The sequence below is a fragment of the Micromonospora sp. NPDC047620 genome (assembly GCF_043205005.1).
Classification (GTDB): Bacteria; Actinomycetota; Actinomycetes; order Mycobacteriales; family Micromonosporaceae; genus Micromonospora.
In genome coordinates this window covers 1-26,801 of record NZ_JBIDDG010000004.1, presented here as the reverse complement: position 1 = coordinate 26,801, position 26,801 = coordinate 1, and the positions used below count along the sequence as shown (strand labels likewise).

Genomic DNA, 26,801 nt, shown 5'->3' with positions numbered 1-26,801 from the left:
CGGTTCAGAGGCGCAGCAGCATCCGGGTGTTGCCGAGGGTGTTCGGCTTGACCCGTTCCAGGTCCAGGAACTCGGCGACGCCCTCGTCGTAGGAGCGCAGCAACTGCTCGTAGACGGGCTGCGGCACCGGCGCGCCGTCGATCTCGGTGAACCCGAACGAGCCGAAGAACCGGGTCTCGAAGGTGAGCACGAAGATCCGGGCCACGCCCAGCTCGCGGGCGGCGTCGATCAGCTCCGCGACGATCCGGTGGCCGAGCTTCCGGCCCCGGCAGGACGGGTCGACCGCCACCGTCCGGATCTCGGCCAGGTCCTCCCACATCACGTGCAGCGCGCCGCAGCCGACCACCGCGCCGTCGTCCGCCCGGACCGCGACCCGGAACTCCTGCACGTCCTCGTAGAGGGTGACGGTGGCCTTGCTGAGCAGCCGCCGGTCGTCGGTGTAGGTGTCGACCAGTCGCCGGATGCCGCGCACGTCCGAGGTGCGGGCCCGCCGCACCACGATCTCGTCGGCCCCCGCCACGCCCCCGCCCGCCATGGTCACTCGGCCGCCGGCACGTCCACGCAGGGGCCGGCCGCCCACCACTTCTCCACCAGCGCCAGCGTCTCGTCGCCGAACGGGTTGACCCCCGGCCCCGCCCCCAGCGCGTGCCCGAGGTGCACGTGCAGGCACTTCACCCGGCCGGGCATGCCGCCGGCGGAGATGCCGGCGATCTCCGGGACCTCGCCGATCGCCTCCCGGCGGGCCAGGTAGTCCTCGTGCGCGGCGCGGTAGCGCGCGGCCAGCTCCGGGTCGGCGGCCAGCCGGTCGGCCATCTCCTTCATCAGCCCGGCCGACTCCAGCCGGCTGCACGCCGCCGTGGCGCGGGGGCAGGTCAGGTAGAACAGCGTCGGGAAGGGCGTGCCGTCGGCGAGGCGCGGCGTCGTCTCCACCACGTCGGGCAGGCCGCAGGGGCAACGGTGGGCGACCGCCCGGGTGCCCCGGGGCGGGCGTCCGAGCTGCGCGGCCACCGCGGCCAGGTCGGCCTCCGTGGCCGGCTCGCGCTTCGGCGGGGGTACGGAGTCCGCCGCCGGCTCCTGCGGTGGTACAACAGTCACGGTGCCCATCTCTCGTTCGGTGCTCGGGTGCTGCTCACTTGTCGGGCTGGTCGCCGTTGGCGGCCCGTACGCTGGACCAGAGGGTGTCATACCAGGGGTCGGGCGTGGCGGGCTTCGCCGGCTGGGCGGGCCCGCCGGCGTCCCGGGCGGCGCCCTCGGGGTCGGAGAGCACGACCAGCAGCGTCTCGTCGGGGCGGACCATGAAGAACCGCTCCCGGGCCTTCGTCTCGATGTACGCCTTGTCCTGCCACTTGGCCGCCTCGGCGGAGAGGCCCTCGATCACCTCGCGCTGGGCCGCCTGGGCGGCCTCCATCCGCTCGATGTCGGCCTGCTGGTCGAGGTAGACCCGGACCGGGTAGGTGTAGGCCAGGGCGAGCGCGATCAGCACCGCGAAGAGCACGGTGGCCCGCCCGGTGAGGCCCCGGGAGTGGGGTGCGGTGAGCCGCTTGACCGTGCCGCCGGCCGCCGTACGACGGGCCCCGGCGGGCCGGTTCGCGGAGCGTACGCCCTCGGCGCCCCGGGCCGTCCCCGGTGCGCGACCGGCGGTGGCACGCGGCTCGGCGCGGACGCCGCCGTCGCGGACCGAGGCCCGGGCGCCCCGGGCCCCGCCCGGCCGGCCGGAGTGACCCGGCCGGCGGGCGGGACGCTGACCACCCGGTGTGCGGCGCTGCTGCATCGTCACACCCCTCCCCCGAGGCTTCGCGCGTCTCAGGCCGAACGGTAGCGCGGGAACGCGCCCGCCCCGGCGTACCGCGCCGCGTCGGCCAGCTCCTCCTCGATCCGCAGGAGCTGGTTGTACTTCGCGACCCGGTCCGAGCGGGCCGGGGCGCCGGTCTTGATCTGGCCGCAGCCGGTGGCCACCGCCAGGTCGGCGATGGTGGTGTCCTCGGTCTCGCCGGAGCGGTGGCTCATCATGCACTTGAAGCCGGCCCGGTGGGCGAGGTCCACCGCGTCCAGGGTCTCGGTCAGCGAACCGATCTGGTTGACCTTGACCAGGACCGCGTTGGCGGCGTTCTCGGCGATGCCGCGGGCGATCCGCTGCGGGTTGGTGACGAACAGGTCGTCGCCCACGATCTGGATGCGGTCGCCGACGGAGGCAGTGAGGGTCTGCCACCCGGTCCAGTCGTCCTCGGACAGCGGGTCCTCGATCGACACGATCGGGTAGTCGCCGATGAGCTTGGTGTAGTAGTTGCTCATCTCCTCGGCGGTCTTCGCGGCGCCCTCGAAGGTGTAGGTGCCGTTGTCGAAGAACTCGGTGGCGGCCACGTCGAGCGCGAAGACGATGTCGGTGCCGAGCCGGTAGCCGGCCTTCTCGACCGCCTCGGCGATCAGGTCCAGCGCGGCGGAGTTGGTGGGCAGGTTCGGCGCGAAGCCGCCCTCGTCGCCGAGGCCGGTGGACAGGTCCTTCTTCTTCAGCACCGACTTCAGCGCGTGGTAGACCTCCGCGCCGGAGCGCAGCGCCTCGCGGAAGCTGGGCGCGCCGATCGGCGCGATCATGAACTCCTGGATGTCGACGTTGGAGTCCGCGTGCGCGCCGCCGTTGAGGATGTTCATCATCGGCACCGGCAGCAGGTGCGCGTTCGGGCCGCCCAGGTAGCGGAAGAGGCTCAGCTCCGAGCTGCCGGCCGCCGCCTTGGCCACGGCCAGGGAGACGCCGAGGATGGCGTTCGCGCCCAGCTCGGACTTGCTGTCGGTGCCGTCGATGTCGAGCATCTTCTGGTCGATCAGCCGCTGCTCGCTGGCCTCGTAGCCGATGAGCTCGTCGACGATCTTGTCCTCGATGTTCGAGACCGCCTTCTCGACGCCCTTGCCCTGGTAGCGGTCGGCGTCACCGTCGCGCAGCTCGATCGCTTCGAAGGCGCCGGTGGAGGCGCCGGAGGGCACCGCCGCACGGGCGATCGTGCCGTCGTCGAGCCCGACCTCGACCTCGACGGTCGGGTTGCCCCGCGAGTCCAGAATCTCCCGCGCGACGATTCCCTCGATGGTTGCCACTGAGTCGCTCCTCGTTTGTGTGGTTCCGGTCCGGTTCGGGCCGCGACGGTGCGGCTGAGGCAGGTGTTGAACGCAGCGTATCGGGCGGCCGTCGGACGCGGGCGGTCCGGGCGCACGGGGACCGGATCCGGAACCGGCCCTCCGGCGGCGCTTTACGCAGACATTCCCGAATTCTCGGTCCTCAACCGGCAACGGGTTTGCGCGCGGTTGACCCGATCGGCCACGCTGTTCGCCATGCCCGCCGCCTCGACCACTCTCCGCATGCTCGCCGTGTCGGTCATCGCGTCGCTCACGGTGACCGGCTGTCAGACCCTGGACGACGCCGGCCGGGCGATCGGGCGGGCCGACCTGGTCAACGACATGGCCGCCCGGCTGGACGGGGCGCTGGAGCTGACGTACTCGGCCGACTACCAACTTCCCGGCGGGCAGACCGCCACCATCGTCCAGGCCCAGGAGCCGGCCCGCTCCGCCTACACCTGGCCGGGCGGCAAGCTCACCGTCACCCCGGAGGCGACCGCCCGCTGCGAGACCGCCGCCGGCCGGGCGACCTGCACCCTGGAGGCCCCGCCCGCGCCCAACGCGAAGCCCTCGGTGGCCGTGTTCACCGAGGCCAAGCAGCAGGGCCTGGTCACGCCGCCGATCGTGGTGGGGCTGCTGACCGCCGCCGCGCTCGATCCGGACGCGGTGATCACGCAGAGCGACACCACCCTCGCCGGTCGCCACGCCACCTGCGTCGACGTGGAGCGGTCGAGCGGCGACTTCGTCGCCTGCGTGACCACCGAGGGGGCGCTGGGCAGCTTCACCGGCAAGGTCGACGGCAAGCCGGTCGAGCTGGCCCTGCACCGCTACCGCGAGACGGTCGACGCCACCGCGTTCGACCTGCCGTCCGGCGCCGGCGTGGTGGACCGCCGGACGACCACCTCGTGACCGGCCCGGCCGGCCCGGACGCCGCCGCCCTGAACGCGGCCGGCACGGCCGCCGTCCCGTCCGGTGCGGCCGGTGGGCACGCGGCGTCGGGTCGCGGACGACCGGGCGGGTTCGTCCCCGGGGCCGACCGCTCCGTCGCGCCCGCGCCGACCGACCTGGCCCTGCCGGTGGCCGGGCGCAAACTGCTGACCGGCGCCGACGGCGCCGTCCTGCGGGTCGCCGACCTGCCGGCCGGCACCGCGTGGGTGCCGCTGGGCACCCTGGACGGCGTCCCCGCCTGGGCGGCCGAGCCCACCGGGCAGGAGGAGCTGCCCGGCCGCTGGCGCGGCTGGGGGTCCCTCGCCGCCGAGGCGCCCGAGCCGCTCGCCACACTGGCCGGGCGCGCGCTGACGGTGGTCGACTGGCGGCGTACGCACCGGTGGTGCGGGGCCTGCCGGGCCGAACTGGCCGACGTGCCCGGGGAATCGGCCCGGCGCTGCCCCGACTGTGACCTTTACGTGCCGATGCGGTTCTCCGCCGCCGTGCTGGTGGCGATCACCCGCCCCGGGCCGGCCGGCCGCCCCGACGAGCTGCTGCTGGTGCGGCACGCGTCCGGGCCGACCGGGCTGTGGGCGCTCGTGGCCGGGTTCGTCGAGGCCGGCGAGACGCTGGAGGCGGCGGCCCATCGCGAGGTCGGCGAGGAGGCCGGGCTTGAGCTGGCCGAGCTGGCCTACTTCGGCAGCCAGCCGTGGGCGCTGTCCGGCCCGAGCGTGCTGCTCGCCGGCTTCACCGCCACCGCCGCCGACCCCACCGCCGAGCCGGTGGTGGACGGGCGGGAGCTGACCGAGGCGCGCTGGTTCCCGCTCGACCGGCTGCCGGCGGAGCTGCCGCCCGCGTACTCCATCTCGCGGTGGCTGATCGACGCGACGGCGACCGCCGCGCGGCGCTGAACCCGCGCGGCGGCCGGGCGCGCTCACACGCCGAGCAGGGTGCGCAGGTGGCGCGGGGGCGGGCAGTCGTGGGCGAGCATCGCGTCGTGCCAGTCGCGCACCGACACGCCGGCCGGGCGGGCCGCGGCGATGTCGGCCACCTCGCTGTAGCCGACGAAGTACGTCGAGAGCTGCGTCGAGGTGAGCAGCGCGCGCCGCCACTTGCCGGCCGCCTCGCCCTCCTCCTGGAAGCCCCGCCCCGTCATCAGGGCCATCGCCTCGGCCTCCGGCAGCCCCTCGCAGTGCACGAGCTGGTCCAGCAGCGCGTTGATGGTCATCCGCAGCTGCATCTTGAGCTGCTGCAACCGGACCGGCAGGCCGCCGAAGCCGAGGCCGGCCATCAGCTCCTCCGCGTAGACCGCCCAGCCCTCGATGAACGGCCCCGACTCGGTCAGCGCCCGGACCCGGGTGGGGCCGACGTGCCGGCGGGCGTGGGCGAGCTGGAGGAAGTGCCCCGGCATCGCCTCGTGCACCGTCAGGTTGCGGATCATGTGGTCGTTGTACTCCCGGTAGAACGACTCGACCCGGTGGGCGGGCCAGTCCGCCGGGGTGGGCGCGATGCAGTAGAACGTCGGCACGGCCGCCGTCTCCAGCGGGCCGGGCGAGTCGCAGTAGGCGACCGCGACGCCCCGGGCGAACTCGGGCATCTCCTGGATCACGCAGGGGTCGTCGACCAGGGTGACCAGGTCGTGGGCGCGGACGAAGTCGGTCGCCTCGTCCAGGGTGACCGAGGCGAGCGCCACGATGGTGTGGTCGTCGGGGTGCTCGGCGGCCAGCATGTCCAGCGCGCGGCGCACGGTCTCGTCGTCGGCTGGGCCGCCGACCAGCTCGACGGCCGCCGCGCAGATCTCCTCGGTGACCCGGTCCAGGTTGGCCCAGGCCCGGCGCTGGATCTCGGCGGCGCCCAGCTCGGTGTCGAGGGTGTGCCAGAGCCGCGCCTCCCAGCGGCGGCGGCCCAGGCGCGGGTCGCGCCCGGGGCCGGCGTCGGATTCCAGGCCCACGCGCAGCCACGCGACGAACTCCTCCAGCGCGGCGATCGCCGAGATGGCGGCCGGCTCGACCCGGTCGTGCAGGGCGGGCGCCTGCGCGAGCAGGGCCGGCACCTCGTCACGGATCAGCGCCGCCGTGCCGGTGAACTGCCCGACCGCCGTCTCGGCGTGGACGCGCGGCATGTCGCGCAGCGTGGCGCGGGCGGTCGCCAGCGCGTCCGGCACCGCCGCGAGCCGGCCGGCCAGGCTGGTCAGCCGCTCCTCGACCGGGGCGTACGGGCGGGCGGCCAGCGCGTGCAGCAGCGGCCCCGGATTGTGCACCAGCGGGTCCCACTCGTGCGCCCGGATCTCGGTCCACTCGAACAGCTCCCGGTCGACGAACGACGTGAGCAGGGCGTGGTCGACCCGCTCCTCGACGCCCAGCGCGTCCGGGTCGAGTTCGGAGAGCGCGTCGGCGGCCTCCCTCAGCATCGCCTGGTCGGCGGCGGCGGCCGTCGCGGACAGGTCCGGCAGCCGGTCGTCGTACCGGTGGTCCCCGGTGGAGGTCGCGAGCCCCGGCCGGCTCTCCAGCAACGCGTCGACGATCCGCTCGGCGAGCGGCACAAAGGATTCCACCCGCCGACCCTACCGGCGTTCGGCCGTCCTGACCGCGTCCGCGTAGGCGAGGGCGGCTCGGCGCAGGGCCGCCTCCGCGTCCAGGCCGGCCTCGCGGGCCGCTGCCACCGTGGCGAGCAGGCCCGCGCCGAGCCGCGCCTCCGGGTCCACCTGGGACTCCGCCAGCGGGGGCGGCACGGCGAGCCCGACCCGGCCGGCACGGTCGAGGATCTTGGCGGCCAGGGCGAGCGCGGGCTGGCTCAGCGCGATGCCGTCCAGCACCGAGTCACGCGCCTTCTCGGCCCGCTTGATCCGCTCCCAGTTCGCCTCGATCTCCTCCAGCGTGCCCGCCTCGCCCTCCGCGAAGACGTGCGGGTTGCGCCGGACCATCTTGTCGACCAGGCCCCCGGCCACGTCGTCGACGGTCCACCGCCGCTCCTCGGGCAGCTCCTCGGCGAGCCGGGCGTGCAGCACCACCTGGAGCAGCACGTCGCCCAGCTCCTCGCGCAGCGCGTCGGTGTCCTCGGCGCTGATCGCGTCGTACGCCTCGTAGCACTCCTCCAGCAGGAAGCCCGCGAGGCTGCGGTGAGTCTGCGCCCGCTTCCACGGGTCGCCGCCCGGCGAGACCAGCCGGTCCAGCACCGCCACCGCGTCGAGCAGCCGGGCCCCCGGCGGGTCCCACGAGCCGTACATCAGCTCCAGCTCGGCCAGTCCCGGCTCGCGGGCCAGCCGCAGGCCCAGCTCCCGGGCCAGCGACTCGTCGCCGGCCGGGCCGGCCAGCCACACCACGGTGCCGTGCGCCGCCGCCGCGTCCAGCAGCGCCTGCGTCGCCGGACCGTCGACCACGGTCACCTCGGCGCCCGCCGCGCGGACCGCCGTGGTCAGCTCGCTCTCCGCCCCCGCGAGCACCGGATGCCGGCGTACGACGTCCCAGGCGGCGGCGGTCAGCAGCCCGGCCGGCAGCCGGGGCGAGGTGACGAGCAGGACGATCCGCGCCGGCATGCTCAGCTGTCGGCCGGGCCGCTCGACGGGACCGGTTCCGGAGTCGAGACATCGGTGACCGGGCCGTCCTCGTCGATGTACGGGAGCGAGTAGACGATCAGGGCCTGGCCGTTGCCGACCAGCGACGGCACGCCCAGCGGCTGGAACCGCGGGTTGACCGAGAGGTCGGCGCGCTCGGCCTCCTCCTGGAGGGCCGCGCTGACCGCGGCGCCGCTGCGGACGAAGCCACCGTCGCCGAAGAGCTGCCGGACCTGGGCAACCGTCAGGCCGGAGTCGATCTGGCCGGTCTTCTCCAGGGCCCGGTAGACGGCCATCACCGACTCGTCGCTCAGCTCGCCCGGCGGTAGCTGCTGCCCGAGCGCCTCGGAGATGTCGATCCACTCGCCCCACAGCTTCGCGTACTCGGCGCCGGCCGGCATCCGCAGCGGCTGCTGGAGCTCCTCGGGGCTGACCTGGTCGGGCACGCTGATGTTCTTCGCAGCCACGACCCGCTTGCCCAGGTCGATGCTGACCAGCAGGTTGACGACGTCCTGCCGGGTCACCGGCGAACGCAGCTGATCCGGCGACGGGGTGGCGCCGGCCCGGCTGGCCTGCTCGCGGACCGCGTCGCCGAACATCCGCTGGGCGTCGTCGTAGATCTCGTCCACCCGGCTCATCGAGTAGGTGGTGTCACCGACGTACGCGGCGACGTCCGGCGCGGACCTACCGCAGGCGGCGAGGGAGACGAGACCGAGGGCCGCGACGCTGGCGGCGGCGATCAGACGGCGAGCACGCATGTTCGCCACTCTCTCATGCCGAACCGGCGCTTGTGACGCCCCCCACCCTGCTCACGGCCCGACCCGGGCCACCGTCCGTAATCATGAGGTTGCCGCCCTCCATATCGGCGGTGTCGAGGCGACAACATCATGATCGACGAGCGGGGTCAGCTGGCCGGCGTGGCCACGAGCGCCGGCTCGCCCAGCACGTCGGAGAGGAGCTGGGCGCACCACTCCAGGAGGGCCTGGTCGCGCAGCGGCTCGCCGCCGATCCGCCGGGTGCTCGGCCGGGGCACGCTGACCTGGTCGAGCGCGGACTTGTAGACCGAGTCCGGGTGGTAGCGCTTGAGCCGCAGCTGCTTCGAGTCGGGCAGCGGCAGCGGGCCGAACCGGATGTGCTTGCCCTGCATGGAGACGTCGGTGAGGCCGTAGCGGCGGGCCAGCAGCCGGAACCGCGCCACCGCGACCAGGTTCTGCACCGGGGCGGGCGGCTCGCCGTACCGGTCGGTCATCTCGGCGACCACCTCGCGCAGCCGCTCCTCGTCGCGCGCCTCGGCGAGCTTGCGGTACATCTCCAGGCGCAGCCGCTCCACGCCGACGTAGTCGTGTGGCAGGTGCGCGTCGACCGGCAGGTCGACCTTGACCTCGGTCTCCTCCTCCGGGCGCTCCCCCTTGAACGCCTGCACCGCCTCGCCGACCATCCGCACGTACAGGTCGAAGCCGACGCCCTCGATGTGCCCGGACTGCTCACCGCCGAGCAGGTTGCCGGCGCCCCGGATCTCCAGGTCCTTCATCGCCACGTACATGCCGGCGCCCAGCTCGGTGTGCTGGGCGATGGTGGCCAGCCGCTCGTGGGCGTGCTCGGTCAACGGCTTCTCCGGCGGGTAGAGGAAGTACGCGTACGCCCGCTCCCGGCCCCGGCCGACCCGGCCGCGGATCTGGTGCAGCTGGGCCAGGCCGAGCAGGTCGGCGCGCTCCACGATCAGGGTGTTGGCGTTCGGGATGTCGATGCCGGACTCCACGATCGTGGTGCAGACCAGGACGTCGAACTCCTTCTCCCAGAAGCCGACCATCACCTTCTCGAGCGCCTCCTCGCCCATCTGGCCGTGCGCCACCGCCACCCGGGCCTCGGGCACCAGCTCGCGGAGCTTCCGGGCCGCCTTCTCGATCGACTCGACCCGGTTGTGCAGGTAGAAGACCTGCCCGTCGCGGAGCAGCTCGCGGTGGATGGAGGCGGCCACCTGCCGCTCGTCGTACGCCCCGACGAAGGTCAGCACCGGGTGCCGCTCCTCGGGCGGGGTGGCGATGGTGGACATCTCCCGGATGCCGGTGATCGCCATCTCCAGGGTGCGCGGGATCGGGGTGGCCGACATGCTCAGCACGTCGACCGAGGCGCGCATCGTCTTCAGGTGCTCCTTGTGCTCGACGCCGAAGCGCTGCTCCTCGTCGACGATGACCAGGCCGAGCGACTTGAACCGGGTGGCCGCCTGGAGCAGCCGGTGGGTGCCGATGACGATGTCGGCGGTGCCCTCGGCGGCCATCGCCAGGGCCTGCTCGGCCTCCTTGGGCGTCTGGAAGCGGGAGAGCTGCCTGATCGTCACCGGGAACTGGCTCATCCGCTCGGCGAACGTGTTGTAGTGCTGCTGCACGAGCAGGGTGGTGGGCACCAGCACCGCCACCTGCTTGCCGTCCTGCACCGCCTTGAACGCCGCCCGGACGGCGATCTCCGTCTTGCCGTAGCCGACGTCGCCGCAGATCAGCCGGTCCATCGGGACGGTCTGCTCCATGTCCCGCTTGACCTCTTCGATCGCCGCGAGCTGGTCCGGCGTCTCCTGCCACGGGAAGGCGTCCTCCAGCTCCCGCTGCCACGGCGTGTCCGGGCCGAAGTTGTGCCCCTTGGACGCCTTGCGGGCCGCGTAGAGCTGGATGAGCTGCGCGGCGATCTCCTTGACCGCCTTGCGGGCCCGGGCCTTGGACTTCTGCCAGTCCGAGCCGCCCATCTTGTGCAGGCTGGGCTGCTCGCCGCCCACGTAGCGGGAGAGCTGGTCGAGCTGGTCGGTGGGGACGAAGAGCCGGTCGCCGGGCTGGCCGCGCTTGCTCGGGGCGTACTCGATGACCAGGTATTCCCGGGACGCGCCGTTGACGGTGCGCTGCACCAGCTCGACGTAGCGGCCGATGCCGTGCTGCTCGTGCACGACGTGGTCGCCGGCCTTCAGCTCCAGCGGGTCGATGGTGTTGCGCCGCCGGCTCGGCATCCTGCGCATGTCCCGCGTGGAGGTGCCCCGCCCGCCGGTGACGTCGTTGCCGGTGAGCAGCACGAACCGGGACGCCTCGTCGACGAAGCCGCTGGCCAGGCTGCCGCAGCTGACCAGCAGCTCGCCGGGGGCGGGGGCGGCCGGGATCTCCTCGGTCAGCCGCGCGCCGAGGCCGGCGTCGCGGAGCACCTCGACCGCCCGCTGGGCGGGGCCGTGCCCCTCGAAGACCAGCGCGATCGACCAGCCCTCGCCGGCCCAACGCTTCAGGTCGTCGACGACCCGGGCGGTCTCGCCGTGGTAGAGCGGGGCCGGCTGCGCGGCCAGGGTCACCGCGATCGCGTCGTCGGGGGTGACGTCCACCTCGCCCGGCTCGTCCTCCCAGGGCTCCCGCGCCGGGGCGCCCTCCGCCTCGGCCAGGCCGAACGGCGACAGCGTCCACCAGGGCCGGCCCAGCCGCGCGGCGGCGGCGCGGACGTCCGCCAGGGTCCGGAAGGCGGCGGCACCGAGGTCGACCGGGGCCTGCCCGCCGACGGCAGCCGCCGCCCAGCTCGCCTGGAGGAACTCGTCGGAGGTACGCACCAGGTCGTGCGCCCGGGTGCGGATCCGCTCCGGGTCGCACAGCAGCACGTGGGTGCCGGCCGGCATGCAGTCCAGCAGCAGCTCCATCGAGTCGGCGCCGATCAGCGCCGGGGCGAGGGACTCCATCCCCTCGACGGGGATGCCCTCGGCCAGCTTGTCGAGGATCTCGGCCAGCTCCGGGTGCTCCTCGGCCAGCGCCGCGGCCCGCTTCCGCACCGACGGCGTGAGCAGCAGCTCCCGGCAGGGCGGCGCCCACAGCTGCGGCACCTGCTCGATGGTCCGCTGGTCGGCGACGGCGAAGGTGCGGATCTCCTCCACCTCGTCGCCCCAGAACTCGACCCGGGACGGGTGCTCGTCGGTGGGCGGGAAGATGTCGAGGATGCCACCGCGTACGGCGAACTCGCCCCGCTTGGTGACCAGGTCGACCCGCGCGTACGCCATGTCGGTCAGCCGGCGGGCGACGTCCTCCAGGTCGGCCTCCTGGCCGGCGGCGAGCTGCACGGGTTCCAGGTCGCCGAGCCCCTTGAGCTGCGGCTGGAGCAGCGACCGGACGGGCGCCACGACCACCCGCAGCGGGCCGGTGCGGCCGTGCGCGTCGGCCGACCCCGGGTGCGCGAGCCGGCGCAGCACGGCCAGCCGCCGACCGACCGTGTCGGAGCGGGGCGACAGGCGCTCGTGCGGCAGCGTCTCCCAGGACGGGAAGACCGCCACCTGCTCGGGCGGGAGGAGGGTGCCCAGCGCCGACGCCAGGTCGTCGGCCTCCCGCGTGGTCGCGGTCACGGCGAGCACGGGGCGGCCCGCGCCGCCACCCGCCCCGCCGCCTCGGGCACCGCCGCCGGCCCCGTCGCCGACCGGGTCCGCCGCGACTGCGGCGACCGCGAACGGGCGCAGCGCGGGCGGCGCGGTGATGTCGAGGCCGTCTACCTGCGCGGCACCGGAGCGTGCCAGGTCACGCGCCCGGGCCAGCCCGGGGTCGGCCAGGGCGGCGGAGAACAGACCGGTGAGCATGTCAATCACTTCCCGTGGGGTCGCCGGCTCGGCACGCGGCAGCGCCGCAGCACGACAGAAGCCCCGCGTCCGTCGGGACGGGGGGTGCACGCCCGCCAGCCTATCTCGCGGCGGGGACAATCTCGCCCAGAGCCGACGGCGGCGCCCGGCGCGGAACCTCCGGATCCCGGCCGGCCGGCCCGGCCGGGCGGGACCGGGCGGGACCGGGGCAGCGTCGATCGGGACCGGATCTTGACCGGGGCGGCGCCGGCGTGGTCGGCTTCGATCATGAGCGGGCAGTGGCGGGCACAGTTCGACGCGGAGGTCACCTTCGCCAACGGCGGCGGGCTGCGGACCGACGGGTTCCGGCTCGACATCCCCGGCCGGGAGATCGGCGACGACGAGCTGGCGGCGCTGTTCGTCCGGCACCTCGGGCTGCTGATGGTGGCCGAGGTGCGGATCAGCGACAAGACGGTCGTCCAGGAGCCGCACAAGGGCGGCCGGGGCCTGACCGGCCCGGACGGTCCGGCCAGTGCAGCCGGCCCGGGCGGCGGGGACGGGCGGCGGCTGGTCGAGCTGAGCCACGTGGTCACCGACGGGATGACCACCCTGCCGGGCTGGCCGGCCCCGCGGATCAGCGAGTGGCTGACCCGCGAGGCGTCCCGGGCGAACTACGCACCGGGCACCGAGTTCCAGGTGGGGCGGATCGACATGATCGCCAACACCGGCACGTACCTGGACACTCCCGCGCACCGCTTCGCCGAGGGCGCCGACCTCGCCGGCACGCCGCTGGACCGCCTCGCCGACCTGCCCGGCACCGTGGTCCGGGTGCCGGCCGGCACCCGCGCGATCGACCGGCTGATGCTGGCCCCGTACGACGTCGCCGGGCGGGCGGTGCTGCTGCACACCGGCTGGGACGCGCACTTCGGCACCGACCGGTACGCCGCGCCGGAGGCCCCCCACCTCACCGGGGACGGCGCCCGGGCCCTGGTCGAGGCGGGCGCCGCCCTGGTCGGCATCGACTCGATCAACATCGACGACATGAGCCCGGCCGCCGCCGGCGAGCGCCCGGCGCACAGCACGCTGCTGGCCGCCGGCGTCCCGATCGTGGAGCACCTGACCGGCCTCGACGCGCTGCCCCCGGAGGGCTTCCGGTTCACGGCGGCCCCGCCGATGGTCGCCGGGATGGGCACCTTCCCCGTCCGCGCCTTCGCCGTCCTCGGCGCCTGACCTCGGCCCGGCCCACGCGAGCGGGCGTCAGAAGCCGTACTGACCGGGGCCGATCACGGTGAGCCCGGCCCGGCGGGCCAGCCACTCGGCGCGCTCCGCCTCCCCCTCACGACCGCCGACGTGCACGAAAACCGTATGCCCGTCGGCCGGCTCGGTCGCGCAGACGTCGGAGGCGTTGAAGACCAACTGGACGTGCGCGTGTTTGACCTGCCACCCCAGGTCGAGGCAACGCACCGCCGGCCAGCCGTTGAGCAACCACTGCACGTACGCCTGGTCCGGCCCGACGGTCTCCGCCAGTCGCCCCTCCACCAGGCCGAGCCCGTGCACCCGCACATCGACGTCGACCAACGGGTCGGCCGGGTCCTGCGGCCCGGTCTCCTTCTCCCTGGCCGGGGCCACCCACATCCGGTCATCCCCGGCAGCCCCCAGCCAGTGGCCGTAGGCATCGAGGTAGCGCGGCAGGCCTGAGTGCCGCCCGGTACGCGCCCACAGCTCCACCTCGGTGTTCCGCAGGTCGGCGATGCTCAGCAGGTGACCGACGGCGTGCAGCGCCCGGTCCACGTCCGGCGTACGCAGGATCGGGTACGCCCGCGAGTCGCTCATCAGTACCGCACCGAGATCCGCCGCTCGACCGCGTCCACCCGGATCTCGCCGCCGTACGGGACGATCAACTGCGGGTCGGTGTGGCCGAAATCGACGTCGAAGACCAGTACCGCATCCGGGGCGTACTCAGCGAACGCCCGGGTCACCGCCGCCCGCTGCTCCTCGGCGTAGGTCGCCTTCTCGGCCGGCGACAGCGGCCGGCCGAAGTCCCACGCCTTGGCCCGCCCGACCAGGGCCGCCGGGAAGGTGGCCAGCAGCCCGCGCTCGCCGAAGTTGCGCAGGATCCGGTAAACCTCGGTGGCCGAGGGCAGTTCCTCGGAGGTCTCCACCAGGAAGACAAAGCCGGCCAGCTCGGCGACCGGGGCGACCCGGTCGGCGGCGAGCAGCCAGTGCAGGATCTCCAGGTTGCCGCCCCAGGTGCGTCCCTCCACCACCCGCCGGGGCCCCTGCCACGTCCAGCCGGTGCCCGGGAACATCACCGGCTCGACCGCCAGCAACGCCCGGTCCTGCCAGTCGCCGGGCTGGTCGCCCCACTCCGGGGCGGGCGTCAGGTCATACCAGCCGGAGGTGAAGAGGGCGGCGCGCAGCGAGTCGAACGTCAGCGGGTGCGGCCGGCCGGAGCGGCCGAGGTGCACCAGCACCGACCCGCCGTGGTACGCCACGATCCCCAGCCGGTGCAGGTGGTTGAGCACGTTCGTGTTGTCGGAGTACCCGAAGTACGGCTTCGGGTTGGCCCGCAGCACCGCGTCGTCCAGGTGCGGGGTGACCGTGACCAGGTCGTCCCCGCCGATCGTGGCGAGCACGGCGGTGACCGTCGGGTCGGCGAAGGCGGCGGTCAGGTCCCGCGCCCGGTCGCGCGGGTCGGCGCCCATCACCCGGGTCGTCGGGTACTCCACCGGCTCCAGGCCGAACTCCTCGCGCAGCCGGCGCAGCCCCAGCTCGTACACGTGGGGGAAGATCGCGGGCAGGCCGGCGGAGGGCGAGACGACCGCGACCCGGTCGCCGGGGCGGGGTTTCGGGGGATAGTTCGGCGACGTCATGATCGGACGCTATCGAGTCAGTCGAACGGTTTCCGCCGGGATAACCACGACGAAAGCCCCGAAAGCCGCCCTAGGCTGGCGGCGTGGACGAGGGGGCGCGCAACCGGCTGCGGACCATGGGGCTGCTGCTCGGCACCCTCGCGCTCGCCACCGCGTTCATCGCCGCCTACGTCGGCGCGCTGCACCAGCCGACCCCGCGCGACGTGCCCGTCGGGGTGGTGCGCGGCGACCAGAAGGCGCAGGCCCTCCTCGACGCCGTGCGCAACCAGACCGACAAGATCAAACCCGTCGAGTACGACGACCCGGGCGCCGCCGACGACGGCCTGACCACCCGCGAGGTGTACGGGGTGCTCGCCGCCACGGCGGAGGGCGGGCTGGCCCTGACCACCGCCAGCGCCGCCGCGCCCGCCGCGGCCGACGTCGTCGTGCAGGTGCTCTCCACCGCCGCGCGGCAGGCCGAACTCCCGCTGCGGGTGACCGACAAGGTGCCGGTGGCCGGGACGGACCCCCGCGGGCTGGTCCCGTTCTACCTGGCCGTCGGGTACGTCCTCGGCGGGTACCTCGCCTCCACCGTCCTCGGCCTCGGCAACGGCACCGCGCCGCGCGGACCGCGCCGCGCCGGGCTGCGGATCGCCGCGCTCGCGGCGTACAGCCTGGCGCTCGGGGCCCTCGGCGCGGTCGTGGTCGGCCCGGTCCTCGACGTCTGGGACCACGACCTGGTGGGCGTCGCCGCCACCGGGGCGCTGGCGGTGTTCGCGGCGGCGATGGTCGCCTCCGCCGTGCAGGGCTGGCTGGGACTGCTCGGCACCGGGCTGGTGATCCTGCTGCTGGTGGTGCTCGGCAACCCGGGTTCCGGCGGCATCTACGCCCCCGAGTTCCTCCCCACCTGGCTGCGCGGCATGCACCGGTGGAACGTGCCGGGGCTGGCCACCGACCTGCTGAAGTCCGTCGTCTACTTCGACCGCCGGTCGACCGGCTGGGCCGTGACCGGGCTCGCCCTGTGGTGCGTCCTCGGCGCGGCCGGGCTGCTCACCGCCAGCCTGGTCCGGGGCCGGCGGGCGGCGCCCCGCCGGGCCGGGCGCCCCGCGTCCCCAGCGGACTGAGGAATGGGACGAAACCGGGACCCCCTCCTGACGACGGGGTCGTCGTGGATACGATCCAGGGGATCGGACAGCGCTGTCCTTCGTACTCACGTAAGGAGCGCCCCGTGAGCGACCAGCACGACCACGACGGCCCCGACGCCGCATTGCGAGCCGACATCCGCCGCCTCGGCACCCTGCTCGGGCAGACCCTCGCCCGCCAGGAGGGTCGGCCGCTGCTCGACCTGGTCGAGGAGATCCGCGCGCTGGTCCGCTCCGACGCCCCGAGCGCCGCCCAGCGTCTCGCCGGCCTCGACGTCACCACCGGCACCAAGCTGGCCCGCGCCTTCTCCACCTACTTCCACCTGGCCAACATCACCGAGCAGGTGCACCGGGCCCGGGACCTGCGCCGCCGCCGGGCCATCCAGGGCGGTTGGCTGGACCAGGCGGCCAATATGATCGCCGAGCGCGGGGTGCCGGCCGAGGAGATCGCCGCGGCGGCCCGGCGGCTGGCGGTACGCCCGGTCTTCACCGCCCACCCGACCGAGGCGGCCCGCCGGTCGATCCTGTCCAAGCTCCGCGCGATCGCCGACGAGCTGGACACCGAGACCGCCAACGCGATCCTCTACGGCGCCAGCGACGAGGGCCCGGCCAACCGCCGCCTCGCCGAGCTGCTCGACCTGATGTGGCAGACCGACGAGCTGCGGCTGGACCGGCCCGACCCGACCGACGAGGCCCGCAACGCCATCTACTACCTGCGCGACCTCTACGCCGAGGCGGCGCCGCAGGTGCTCGACGACCTCGCCGACACGCTGCGTACCCTCGGCGTGGAGACCTCACCGACCGCCCGGCCGCTGACCTTCGGCACCTGGATCGGCGGCGACCGCGACGGCAACCCGTTCGTCACCCCGACCGTGACCCGCGAGGTGCTGACCATCCAGCACGAGCACGGCATCGAGGCCACCGAGAAGGCGATGGACCACCTGATCAACGAGGTGTCGGTGTCCCGGCGGTTGCGCGGGGTGTCGCTGGACCTCTCCGCCAGCCTCGCCGCCGACCTGGACGCGCTGCCCGAGGTGGCGCCCCGGTTCCGCCGGGTCAACGCCGAGGAGCCCTACCGGCTCAAGGCCCGCTGCGTGAAGGCGAAGCTGGCCAACACCCGGCAGCGGCTGCGGCAGGGCACCGCACACGTGCCCGGCCGGGACTACCGCGGCTCGGCCGAGCTGATCGCCGACCTGGAGCTGCTGCGCGCCTCGCTGGCCCGCAACTCCGGCCAGCTCACCGCCGTGGGCCGGCTCGCCTCCACCATCCGCACGGTCTCCGCGTTCGGGCTGCACCTGGCGACCATGGACGTGCGGGAGCACGCCGAGGCCCACCACGCGGTGCTGGCCCAGCTCTACGCGGCCGTCGGCGAGGTCTCCGACTACCCCTCGCTGACCCGCCTCGAGCGGACGAAACTGCTCGCCGACGAGCTGGCCGGCCGCCGGCCCCTGTCCACGCTAGACACGCCGCTGACCGAGGCGACGCGCAAGACGTTCGACGTCTTCGGCACCATCCGCGAGGCGCAGGACCGGTTCGGCGCGGAGGTCATCGAGTCGTACATCATCTCGATGACCCTCGGGGTGGACGACGTGCTCGCCGCGGTGGTGCTGGCCCGCGAGGCCGGCCTGGTCGACGTGCACAGCGGCCGGTCCCGGATCGGGTTCGTGCCGCTGCTGGAGACGCCGAGCGAGCTGAACTCGGGCGGTGAGCTGCTCGACGAGCTGCTGTCCCTGCCGGCCTACCGGGCGCTGGTCGCCGCGCGGGGCGACGTGCAGGAGGTGATGCTGGGCTACTCCGACTCCAACAAGGAGGCCGGCATCACCACCAGCCAGTGGTCCATCCACCGGGCCCAGCGCGCGCTGCGCGACGTGGCCGCCCGGCACGGTGTGCACCTGCGCCTCTTCCACGGCCGCGGCGGCACGGTCGGGCGCGGCGGCGGGCCGACACACGAGGCGATCCTGGCCCAGCCGTACGGCACGCTGGACGGCGCGATCAAGGTGACCGAACAGGGCGAGGTCATCTCCGACAAGTACTCGCTCCCGTCGCTGGCCCGGGAGAACCTGGAGCTGACCCTGGCCGCGGTGCTCCAGGCCACGCTGCTGCACACCGCACCCCGGCAGCCCGCCGAGATGCTGGAACGCTGGGACGCGACGATGGAGCTGGTCTCCGACTCGGCCTTCCGGTCGTACCGGTCGCTGGTCGAGGACCCGGACCTGCCCGCGTACTTCTGGGCGTCCACGCCGACCGAGCTGCTCGGGGCGCTGAACATCGGCTCCCGTCCGGCGAAGCGACCCAACACCGGGGCCGGGCTCGGCGGCCTGCGCGCCATCCCGTGGGTGTTCGGCTGGACCCAGACCCGGCAGATCGTGCCCGGCTGGTTCGGGGTCGGCTCCGGGCTGGCCGCGGCGCGGGCGGCGGGGCTGGAGGACGTGCTGGCCGAGATGCACCGCAACTGGCACTTCTTCCGCACGTTCCTGTCCAACGTGGAGATGATGCTCACCAAGACCGACCTGAGCATCGCCCGCCGGTACGTCGAGACGCTGGTGCCGAAGAAGCTGCACCCGATCTTCCACAAGATCGAGCAGGAGTACGAGCTGACCAAGCAGGAGGTGCTGGCGGTGACCGCCTCGCCCGCCCTGTTGGAGAGCTCCCCGGTGCTCCAGCGCACCCTGGCCGTCCGCGACACCTACCTGGAGCCGCTGCACCACCTCCAGGTCGCCCTGCTGCGCCAGTACCGGGAGTCCGGGGCGGCGGGCCGGGCGTTGGCGACCGCGCCGGGCGGCCGACGGGCCCCGAGCGACGGCACCGCGCTGGAGCGTGCCCTGCTGACCACGGTCAACGGCATCGCCGCCGGCATGCGCAACACCGGCTGAGGCGCAAGGAAGGGCACCTTGTTAACGGATTTTGTATAGCAAGGGGCCCTTCCTAACACGAACGACCGGCGGGAGCTCAGAAGTCGCCACCGCCACCGAAGTCACCACCGCCGAAGTCACCGCCACCGAAGTCGCCGCCACCGCCGAAATCGCCGCCGCCGAAGTCGCCGCCGTGGTCGGCGTGGTCGGCGCCGTCACCGAAGCCCTCCTCATAACCGGCCGCATAGCCGTAGCCCGGGTCGGCGAAGGCCGGCGAGAAGAGCGCGTCGGCGATCAACAGGCCGCCGACCACGCCCGCCCCCGCGCCCAGCGCGGTCTTCCACCACGGCGTGGAGTACCAGCCCGCCGGCACCGGCCGGCCCTGGTAGCGCCCGCCCGGGTAGTAGTAGGGCGTGTCCCGGCCCGGCTGCGGGCCCGCCTTGAACGTCTGCCCCTGCACGTCGACCTGCCGCTCCCGGGTCAGCTCGCCGGCGCCCTGCGCGGCGGCCAGCGGGGGCAGCTCGGGGCCGGGGTCGATGCCGAGCGCCACCCGGGCGGCCCGGGCGTACGTCAGCCCCTCCAGCGCGGTCTCCCGAGCCAGGCGGTACTGCTGGACGGTCTGGGCCTGTTCTAGCTGGCTGCCGGCGGCGTTGTAGCGCTCGCCCGCGTCGACCAGCGCCTGGCGGACCGCCGGGTGGTCGCCGTGCAGGTTCATCACCTGTCCGCCCAGGCGCTCGTACCAGCGCTGGGCGTCAGCCCGCACGTCGGCCAGGCTCCGCGCCTCCCGGGCGGCGCGCTCCCGCCGCCACCAGACGAACGCGCCCACCAGCAGCGCCGCCAGGATCACGACCAGCAGAATTTCCATGGCACGAACGTACCCGGGACGGTCCAGCGGTACGCGTCTGGCAAGCTCCGGTGGTGGACTTCTCGACGCTGGCCGTGGTGGTCGTCTGCCTCGCCGCCGGAGGCGCGGTGGGCTGGTATGCCGCCCGGGCCCGCTCGGCCACCGACATCGCCCGGCTGGACGCCACGCTGCGGGCCACCCGCGAGGGCGAGGGCCGGCTGGAGCAGTCCATGCGGGCGCTCAGCTACGAGGCGACCGCGCAGTCCCAGGAGGCCGTCGCCCGGGCGGTGGCCCCGCTGCACGAGACGCTGCGCCGGTACGAGCAACGGGTGGCCGAGCTGGAGCGGGATCGGGTCGACGCCTACGCCGAGCTGCGCGAACAGGTCCGCACGATGAGCACCGTCTCCGGCGAGCTGCGCACCGAGACCAAGCAGTTGGTGGCGGCGCTGCGGGCGCCGCAGGTGCGGGGCCGCTGGGGCGAGCACCAGCTGCGCCGGATCGTGGAGGCGGCCGGCATGCTGGAGCACTGCGACTTCTCCGAGCAGGTCACCGCCGCCACCGACCACCAGGGGGTCCGCCCCGACCTGGTGGTCCGGCTGCACGGGGGCCGGTCGGTGGTGGTGGACGCCAAGGCGCCCTTCGACGCCTACCTGACCGCGATGGATTCCCGCGACGAGCGGGGCCGCGACACCCACCTCGACGCGCACGCGCGGCACCTGCGGGCACACGTCGACGCGCTGGCCGCCAAGTCCTACTGGGCCGCGTTCGACAGCACGCCGGAGTTCGTGGTGCTCTTCGTGCCGGCCGACCCGTTCCTGGACGTCGCGTTGCAGCGCGACCCGACGCTGCTGGAGCACGCGTTCGCCCGCAACGTGGTGCTGGCGACGCCGGCCACCCTGGTGGCGCTGCTGCGCACCGTCGCCTACTCGTGGCGGCAGGAGGCGCTGGCCCGCAACGCGGTGGCGGTGCACTCGCTGGCCCGCGAGCTGTACGGGCGGCTGTCCACGCTGGGCGACCACGTCGGCAAGCTGGGCGCGTCGCTGGGCGGGGCGGTGACCGCGTACAACCGGGCGGTGGGGTCGCTGGAGGCTCGGGTGCTGGTCAGCGCCCGCAAGCTCGCCGAGCTGGGGGTGTCCGACGAGGAGCTGGCCGCGCCGGCGCAGATCGAGCTGGCCCCCCGCCAGCCGCAGGCCCCGGAGCTGCTCGGCACCGCCGACGCGCCGACCGGTCGGTCGACACTGGACTGACGGGCATTTCCTATCATCTTCGATATGACAATGCGCATTCGCGCACGTCACGAAGTGGTCACAACGAACTCGCCGGTAGTGACACCGACCTGCGACACCACGAAGGATTTTGGTCACGCGTGCCCTGCATCTGAGGGCCCTGTTCTCTGGAGGAAAGAGAACGTGAGCAAACCCCGAAACCTGAGCCGGCGTACCTCCGCCGCGCTCTTCGCGTCGGTCGTGGCGGCCAGCGCCGTGACCGGCGCGGGCGGAGCCGCGAACGCGAGCACCGCACCCACCGCCGCCCCCGACACCTCGCAGGTCACCCCCGTCGAGGCCCTGGGCTCGCACGACGCCAAGCTGCTCGCCGAGGCGGAAGCGAAGAAGGCCCCGACCGTCACGCTGATCGTCGCCACCGAGAAGGGCGAGGCGAAGGACGTCGCCGCCGGCCTCAAGGCGCTCGGCGCCGCGGTCACCGAGCGGTACGACAGCATCGGCTACGTCCTGGCCAAGGTCCCCACCTCGAAGGTGGTGAAGGCGGCCACGCTGCCCGGCGTCTCCGCCGTGGACCTGGACGAGACCATCCAGCTTCCCGACCCGACGCCCGAGGTGGCCCCCGCCGGCAAGAAGGCGGCGAAGCAGGCTGCGACCCTGCCCGGCCCCGGCGCCGACACCCCGGCCGCCAACCCGTACATGCCGACGCACGAGATCGGCGCGGTCTCGTTCGTGCAGCAGCACCCGGAGTGGGACGGCCGCGGCGTCACGATCGGCATCATGGACTCCGGTGTGGACCTCGGGCACCCGGCGCTGCAGCAGACCACCACCGGCGAGCGGAAGATCGTCGACTGGGTCACCGCGACGGACCCGTTCGAGGACGCCACCTGGCGCGCCATGATCACCGAGGTGACCGGCCCGTCGTTCACCGCGGCCGGCGCGACCTGGAAGGCCCCGGCGGGCACCTACCGGTTCAACCGGTTCGCCGAGTCGGTGACCACGAACAGCGACCCGGCCGGTGACGTCAACCGCGACGGGGACCGGACCGACGCGTTCGGCATCCTCTACGACCCGGCCACCCACAACATCTGGGTCGACACCAACCAGAACAACGACTTCACCGACGACGCCCTGATGCGGCCGTACAAGGAGAAGTTCGACATCGGCCACTTCGGCACCGACAACCCGGCGACCCCCGTCGCCGAGCGGATGCCGTTCGTCGTGGAGTACCGCGAGGACGTGGACACCGCTCCCGTCGGCGGCCCCGGCCTGGTCGACTACGTCAACATCGGCATCGTCGAGAGCACCCACGGCACCCACGTCGCCGGCATCACCGCCGCCAACGACATGCTCGGCAACGGCGCCTTCGACGGTGCCGCGCCCGGCGCCAAGCTCGTCTCCGCCCGCGCCTGCTCGTGGGGTGGCGGCTGCACGTACGCCGCCCTCACCACCGGCATGGCAGACCTGGTGATCAACCGCAAGGTCGACGTGATCAACATGTCGATCGGCGGCCTGCCGGCGCTGAACGACGGCAACAACGCCCGCGCCGAGCTCTACAACAACCTGATCACCACCTACGCCGTGCAGATGTTCATCTCGGCCGGCAACTCCGGCCCGGGCCTGAACACCATCGGCGACCCCTCGGTGGCCGCCAACGTGGTCAGCGTCGCGGCGAGCATCAGCAAGGACACCTGGCTGGCCAACTACGGCTCGGTGGTGGAGCAGAAGAACGCGCTGTTCAACTTCTCCTCCCGTGGCCCGCGCGAGGACGGCGGCGTCAAGCCGAGCATCACCGCGCCCGGCTCCGCCATCTCCACCGCGCCGACCTGGCAGCTCGGCAACCCGGTCCCCGAGGCCGGCTACCCGCTGCCCCCGGGCTACGCGATGCTGAACGGCACCTCGATGGCCTCCCCGCAGGCCGCCGGCGCCGCCGCTCTGCTGCTGTCGGCCGCCAAGGCGACCGACAAGGGCGTCACCCCGGCCGCGCTGCGCCGGGCCGTCTACTCGTCGGCCAAACCGATCAAGAACGTCCCGACGTACGCCCAGGGCTACGGCATGTTCGACGTGGCGGGCGCGTGGAAGCTGCTGCGCAAGGGCGTGGAGACCCGCTCCTACACCTCCGACGCCCCGGTCTGCACCGTGCTCTCCGGGCAGCTCGGCACCCCGAACCGGGGCACCGGCGTCTACAACCGTTGCGGCTCGGCCGACGGCGGGCACCGGGTCGGCCAGTCGAAGACCTACCAGGTCGCAATCACCCGTACCAGCGGGCCGGCCGGCACCGTGAAGCACGTGGTGGGCCTGCGCGGCAACGACGGCACCTTCAAGGCGCCGAAGACCGTCTCGCTCCCGCTGAACGAGACCGTCACCGTCACGGTCACCGCCAAGCCCGCCACCTCCGGCGCGCACGGCGCGATCATGACGATCGACGACCCGCGCACCTCGGTCATCGACTTCGAGGTCTCCACCGTCGTCGTGGCCTCGAACGACGTGCAGAAGCCCGACTACTCCTTCTCGGCCGAGGGCTCGGTCGACCGGAACGGCTTCACCTCGTACTTCGTGACGGTGCCGCCGGGCACCGGTGCCCTCCAGGTGAACCTGTCCGGCATCGCCACCGGCTCGCAGACGCGCTTCATCGCGTTCAACCCGTACGGCGTCCCGGTGGAGAGCACCTCCAGCCTCGCCTGCTACACCAACTTCTCCGACGCCAACGCCTGCAAGCCGCAGGAGCGCGACTACCAGAACCCGATCGCCGGGGTCTGGGAGATCGAGGTGGAGTCCCGCCGGACCTCGCCGTCGCTGAACAACCCGTACCAGCTCACGGCCCGGGTGCAGGGTGTCGCGGTCGAGCCGGCCGTGATCGAGCTGCCGTCGGTCGACGCCGGTGCGGCGACCCCGGTGACCTGGTCGCTGGCCAACACCTTCGGCCCGGTCGCGGTGGCCGGCCAGGGCGGGCCGCTGTCCAGCGTGCACGCCGAGCGGCCGACCATCGCCGAGGGCACGACGCAGGAGTTCATCGTGGAGGTGCCGGCGGGGGCGACCCGCTTCACCGCCCGGATCGGCAACCCGGCCAGCGCCGCGGCCGACCTCGACCTCTTCGTCTTCCGTGGCGCCACGGAGGTCGGTCGGGCCGCCGACGGTGACTCGGAGGAGGCCGTGACCATCAACAACCCCGTGGCGGGCACCTACCGGGTGGTCGTCGACGGCTACGCGGTCGACGGGGCCGGTGGCAGCACCGCCTACGACTACCGTGACTCGTTCTCCGCCGCGGCGCTGGGCAACCTCTCGGCGTCGGCCACCCCGCTCACCCTCGCCAACGGCGCCACCGCCACCCTGACCGGTGCGGTGACCGCCCAGGCGACCCCGGCCGCCGGCCGGGCGCTCTTCGGTGAGCTGTCCGTGGTGACCACCGAGGGCGCGGTCGTCGGCCGCGGCGCCGTCTCCATCGGCACCGTGAGCTGACCCGTCCCGCACCGAAACACCGGAGCCCGCCCCCACCCGGGGCGGGCTCCGCCCGTTCGTGGCTCCGACCACGGCCAATCGGCGTCGGCAGGCGTGCAGGCGGAAGTGCGTCGGGCGGTCGGGCGTCGGGCGGTCGGGCGTCGGGCGTCGGGCGTCGGGCGTCGGGCGTCGGGCGTCGGGCGTCGGGCGTCGGGCGTCGGGCGTCGGGGCATTGTCCACGCCACGCTGTCGAGCTGCCCCGTCCATGAGACGGTTCGAGGCGGCGGACCGACGGGCCGGACACCGCCGGCCCTGCCCCTGTCCGTGGGGCAGCCCGACAGGGCACGCGGCGGCACAGGTCTGCGCAGGTGGCCGACCACCGGCACCCCACGCCGAGCCCGCCGACGACCGGCCCACGCCAAGCCCGCCGGCAACCCGGCCCACGCCGAGCCCGCCGACGACCGGCCCACGCCAAGCCCGCCAGCAACCCGGCCCACGCCAAGCCCGCCGGCAACCCCGCCCGTGCCGAAGCCCGCCGGCAATCCCGGCGGCACCGCTGCCCGCCCGCGACGACGCCCGCCGCGATGAGGACCCGGCCCGCCGCGTGCGCGCGGGTGGCGGCTCAGCCGCGGCGGGCGGTGTCGACCTGGAAGGGCGTGCCCTGCTGGCAGGTGGTGAGCAGGTCGGGCTGGACCCGACCGGTGACGGTCACCTTCGCGCCGGGCTTCAGCACGTCGCGCGGGCCGCCGATCAGCAGGTAGTTGCCGAGCAGCAGGCAGTTGGGCTCGACCCCGGGGGTGACCGTCCCGGTCAGCGTGGTGCCGCCCGCAGGCGGCGACGAGGTCGGCTGGCCCGGGCGCTTCGTGGGCGGGGGCAGGACGGGACCGCTCGCGTCGTCGCTGGTCGGCGGCGCGCCGGGAATGGTCGGATCCGGGCTGGACGGCGTGGTCACTGGGGCTCCCGTCGGGCTGGGGGTGGGAATGCCGCCGCCACCGTCCTGACCGCCGCAGGCGCTCAGCGCCACGCAGACGGCCAGCGCGGAGACGGCGAGCCGAAAGGTCCTCATACCCGTATCGGACGCAGCGAAGCCCGGCGCCGTTCCCTGCCGGGTCAGCCGCGAGCCGCGGCGGCCTTCATGTCCCGCTTGAGCTCCTGCGGCAGCGAGAAGGTCAGCCGCTCGTTGGCCGTCACCACCTCGTCCACGTCGGTGAACCCGTGTGCGGCGAGGTGGGCGAGCACCTCCTGCACCAGCTCGTCCGGAACGCTGGCGCCCGAGGTCAGCCCGACCGTGCGCGCCCCCTCCAGCCAGGCGTCGTCGATCTCGTGCGCGAAGTCGACGAGGTGACCGGCCCGCGCGCCGGCGTCCAGGGCGACCTCGACGAGGCGTACGGAGTTGGAGGAGTTGCGCGAGCCGACGACGATCACCACGTCGCACTCGGGCGCGATCTCCTTGACCACGTGCTGACGGTTGGAGGTGGCGTAGCAGATGTCGTCGCTGGGGGGCGACTGGAGCATCGGCAGCCGCTTCTTGAGCCGGGCCACCGTCTCCAGCGTCTCGTCGACCGAGAGGGTGGTCTGGGAGAGCCAGACGACCTTGTTCGGGTCGCGGACGGTGATCTTGTCGGCGTCCTCCGGGCCGTCCACGAGCTGGATGTGCTCCGGGGCCTCGCCGGAGGTGCCGATGACCTCCTCGTGCCCCTCGTGGCCGATCAGCAGGATGTCGTAGTCCTCGGCGGCGAACCGCTTCGCCTCCTGGTGCACCTTGGTGACCAGCGGGCAGGTCGCGTCGATCGCCTTGAGCGAGCGCGTGCGGGCCTGCTCGTAGACCTCCGGCGCCACCCCGTGCGCGGAGAAGATGACGGTGGCGCCCTCCGGCACCTCCTCGTTCTCCTCGACGAAGATCGCGCCCATGGCCTCCAGGGTCTGCACGACGTGCTTGTTGTGCACGATCTGCTTGCGTACGTAGATCGGGGCGCCGTAGAGCTTGAGCGCCTCCTCCACGGTCTGCACCGCGCGGTCCACCCCCGCGCAGTAACCGCGGGGCTTGGCCAGGAGCACGCGCTTGCCGGTCCGGGACGTCGCTTCAGCCTGAGTCACCCGCCCATCGTACGTGCCGCTCGGACGGCGACATCGACTGCGACCGCCGCCACAGGGGCAGCCCGCGCCCGCACCCGACCCACCTCGTTGATCATGAGGTTATTGCCCACGACACGCCGGCGGTTTCTAGGGTTCAGTGCAACTGATCTTGGTTGTGCTGGGGGGTGTTGGTGGCCGCGCCGGGTGTGTTGACGTTTGGGCATCGTCAGGTGT

Annotated in this window: 20 protein-coding genes; 7 read left to right on the top strand and 13 right to left on the bottom strand. The window is 73.7% G+C overall.

Going from position 1 to position 26,801, the window contains the following annotated elements; all coding sequences use genetic code 11:
• Positions 1–4: 4 nt before the first annotated feature.
• The 4 genes from ACGF5C_RS05715 to eno are packed head-to-tail and all read right to left on the bottom strand — an operon-like array spanning position 5 to position 3,087.
• Complete coding sequence (locus ACGF5C_RS05715; RefSeq protein ID WP_393297041.1) at positions 5–535, bottom strand: amino-acid N-acetyltransferase; 531 nt, start codon at positions 533–535, stop codon at positions 5–7.
• Positions 536–537: 2 nt separating this feature from the next.
• On the bottom strand, positions 538–1,095 hold the full coding sequence (locus tag ACGF5C_RS05710) for a DUF501 domain-containing protein (RefSeq protein WP_393297039.1): 558 nt from the start codon (positions 1,093–1,095) through the stop codon (positions 538–540).
• Positions 1,096–1,129: 34 nt separating this feature from the next.
• Positions 1,130–1,771, bottom strand: coding sequence for a septum formation initiator family protein (locus ACGF5C_RS05705; protein WP_350703371.1), 642 nt, complete (start codon positions 1,769–1,771; stop codon positions 1,130–1,132).
• 32 nt (positions 1,772–1,803) lie between these two features.
• The gene (eno, locus tag ACGF5C_RS05700; RefSeq protein ID WP_393297037.1) at positions 1,804–3,087 is read right to left on the bottom strand and encodes a phosphopyruvate hydratase; all 1,284 of its coding nucleotides are present in this window, start codon (positions 3,085–3,087) and stop codon (positions 1,804–1,806) included.
• A gap of 234 nt (positions 3,088–3,321) precedes the next feature.
• Here eno and ACGF5C_RS05695 point away from each other — a divergent pair, with 234 nt between their 5' ends.
• Positions 3,322–4,014, top strand: coding sequence for a hypothetical protein (locus tag ACGF5C_RS05695; RefSeq protein ID WP_393297035.1), 693 nt, complete (start codon positions 3,322–3,324; stop codon positions 4,012–4,014).
• Positions 4,011–4,943 (top strand): NAD(+) diphosphatase, encoded by a 933-nt coding sequence (locus ACGF5C_RS05690; RefSeq protein ID WP_393297033.1) that lies wholly within the window; start codon positions 4,011–4,013, stop codon positions 4,941–4,943. The genes ACGF5C_RS05695 and ACGF5C_RS05690 overlap by 4 nt, the downstream gene beginning before the upstream one ends.
• 23 nt (positions 4,944–4,966) lie before the next feature.
• Here ACGF5C_RS05690 and ACGF5C_RS05685 read toward each other — a convergent pair whose 3' ends face one another.
• The 4 genes from ACGF5C_RS05685 to mfd all read right to left on the bottom strand — a co-directional run bounded on the left by ACGF5C_RS05685 (position 4,967) and on the right by mfd (position 12,164).
• The gene (locus ACGF5C_RS05685; protein WP_393297031.1) at positions 4,967–6,586 is read right to left on the bottom strand and encodes a DUF885 domain-containing protein; all 1,620 of its coding nucleotides are present in this window, start codon (positions 6,584–6,586) and stop codon (positions 4,967–4,969) included.
• Between the two features lie 9 nt (positions 6,587–6,595).
• The gene (locus ACGF5C_RS05680; RefSeq protein ID WP_393297029.1) at positions 6,596–7,567 is read right to left on the bottom strand and encodes a nucleoside triphosphate pyrophosphohydrolase; all 972 of its coding nucleotides are present in this window, start codon (positions 7,565–7,567) and stop codon (positions 6,596–6,598) included.
• 2 nt (positions 7,568–7,569) lie between these two features.
• Entirely contained in the window at positions 7,570–8,343 is a 774-nt protein-coding gene (locus ACGF5C_RS05675) for a hypothetical protein (protein WP_393297027.1), read from the bottom strand.
• Positions 8,344–8,489: 146 nt separating this feature from the next.
• On the bottom strand, positions 8,490–12,164 hold the full coding sequence (mfd, locus tag ACGF5C_RS05670; RefSeq protein ID WP_393297025.1) for a transcription-repair coupling factor: 3,675 nt from the start codon (positions 12,162–12,164) through the stop codon (positions 8,490–8,492).
• A gap of 267 nt (positions 12,165–12,431) precedes the next feature.
• On the opposite strand from mfd, the gene ACGF5C_RS05665 reads away from it, so the two are divergent.
• A complete protein-coding gene (locus tag ACGF5C_RS05665; protein ID WP_393297023.1) occupies positions 12,432–13,373 on the top strand; it encodes a cyclase family protein in 942 nt (313 codons plus the stop codon).
• Between the two features lie 27 nt (positions 13,374–13,400).
• Here ACGF5C_RS05665 and ACGF5C_RS05660 read toward each other — a convergent pair whose 3' ends face one another.
• Together ACGF5C_RS05660 and ACGF5C_RS05655 are read right to left on the bottom strand one after the other, a co-directional pair.
• Complete coding sequence (locus ACGF5C_RS05660) at positions 13,401–13,976, bottom strand: hypothetical protein (protein WP_393297021.1); 576 nt, start codon at positions 13,974–13,976, stop codon at positions 13,401–13,403.
• Positions 13,976–15,016, bottom strand: a complete 1,041-nt coding sequence (locus ACGF5C_RS05655) for a S66 peptidase family protein (RefSeq protein ID WP_393297019.1) — start codon at positions 15,014–15,016, stop codon at positions 13,976–13,978. The genes ACGF5C_RS05660 and ACGF5C_RS05655 overlap by 1 nt, the downstream gene beginning before the upstream one ends.
• 83 nt (positions 15,017–15,099) lie before the next feature.
• Between ACGF5C_RS05655 and ACGF5C_RS05650 the strand changes: the two genes are divergently transcribed.
• Entirely contained in the window at positions 15,100–16,119 is a 1,020-nt protein-coding gene (locus ACGF5C_RS05650) for a hypothetical protein (RefSeq protein ID WP_393297017.1), read from the top strand.
• 104 nt (positions 16,120–16,223) lie between these two features.
• The gene (gene ppc / locus ACGF5C_RS05645) at positions 16,224–19,010 is read left to right on the top strand and encodes a phosphoenolpyruvate carboxylase (RefSeq protein WP_393297015.1); all 2,787 of its coding nucleotides are present in this window, start codon (positions 16,224–16,226) and stop codon (positions 19,008–19,010) included.
• A 76-nt stretch (positions 19,011–19,086) separates the two neighbouring features.
• Here ppc and ACGF5C_RS05640 read toward each other — a convergent pair whose 3' ends face one another.
• Positions 19,087–19,854, bottom strand: coding sequence for a hypothetical protein (locus ACGF5C_RS05640; RefSeq protein WP_393297013.1), 768 nt, complete (start codon positions 19,852–19,854; stop codon positions 19,087–19,089).
• Positions 19,855–19,907: 53 nt separating this feature from the next.
• Here ACGF5C_RS05640 and ACGF5C_RS05635 point away from each other — a divergent pair, with 53 nt between their 5' ends.
• On the top strand, positions 19,908–21,080 hold the full coding sequence (locus ACGF5C_RS05635; RefSeq protein WP_393297011.1) for a DNA recombination protein RmuC: 1,173 nt from the start codon (positions 19,908–19,910) through the stop codon (positions 21,078–21,080).
• Positions 21,081–21,242: 162 nt separating this feature from the next.
• Positions 21,243–24,512 (top strand): S8 family serine peptidase, encoded by a 3,270-nt coding sequence (locus ACGF5C_RS05630; protein WP_393297009.1) that lies wholly within the window; start codon positions 21,243–21,245, stop codon positions 24,510–24,512.
• A 601-nt stretch (positions 24,513–25,113) separates the two neighbouring features.
• Here ACGF5C_RS05630 and ACGF5C_RS05625 read toward each other — a convergent pair.
• Both ACGF5C_RS05625 and ACGF5C_RS05620 read right to left on the bottom strand, forming a co-directional pair.
• A complete protein-coding gene (locus tag ACGF5C_RS05625) occupies positions 25,114–25,557 on the bottom strand; it encodes a hypothetical protein (protein ID WP_393297007.1) in 444 nt (147 codons plus the stop codon).
• 44 nt (positions 25,558–25,601) lie between these two features.
• Positions 25,602–26,588 carry a 4-hydroxy-3-methylbut-2-enyl diphosphate reductase gene (locus ACGF5C_RS05620; RefSeq protein ID WP_393297005.1) on the bottom strand — a complete coding sequence of 329 codons (987 nt, stop codon included), beginning with the start codon at positions 26,586–26,588 and terminating at the stop codon, positions 25,602–25,604.
• Positions 26,589–26,801 lie beyond the last annotated feature (213 nt).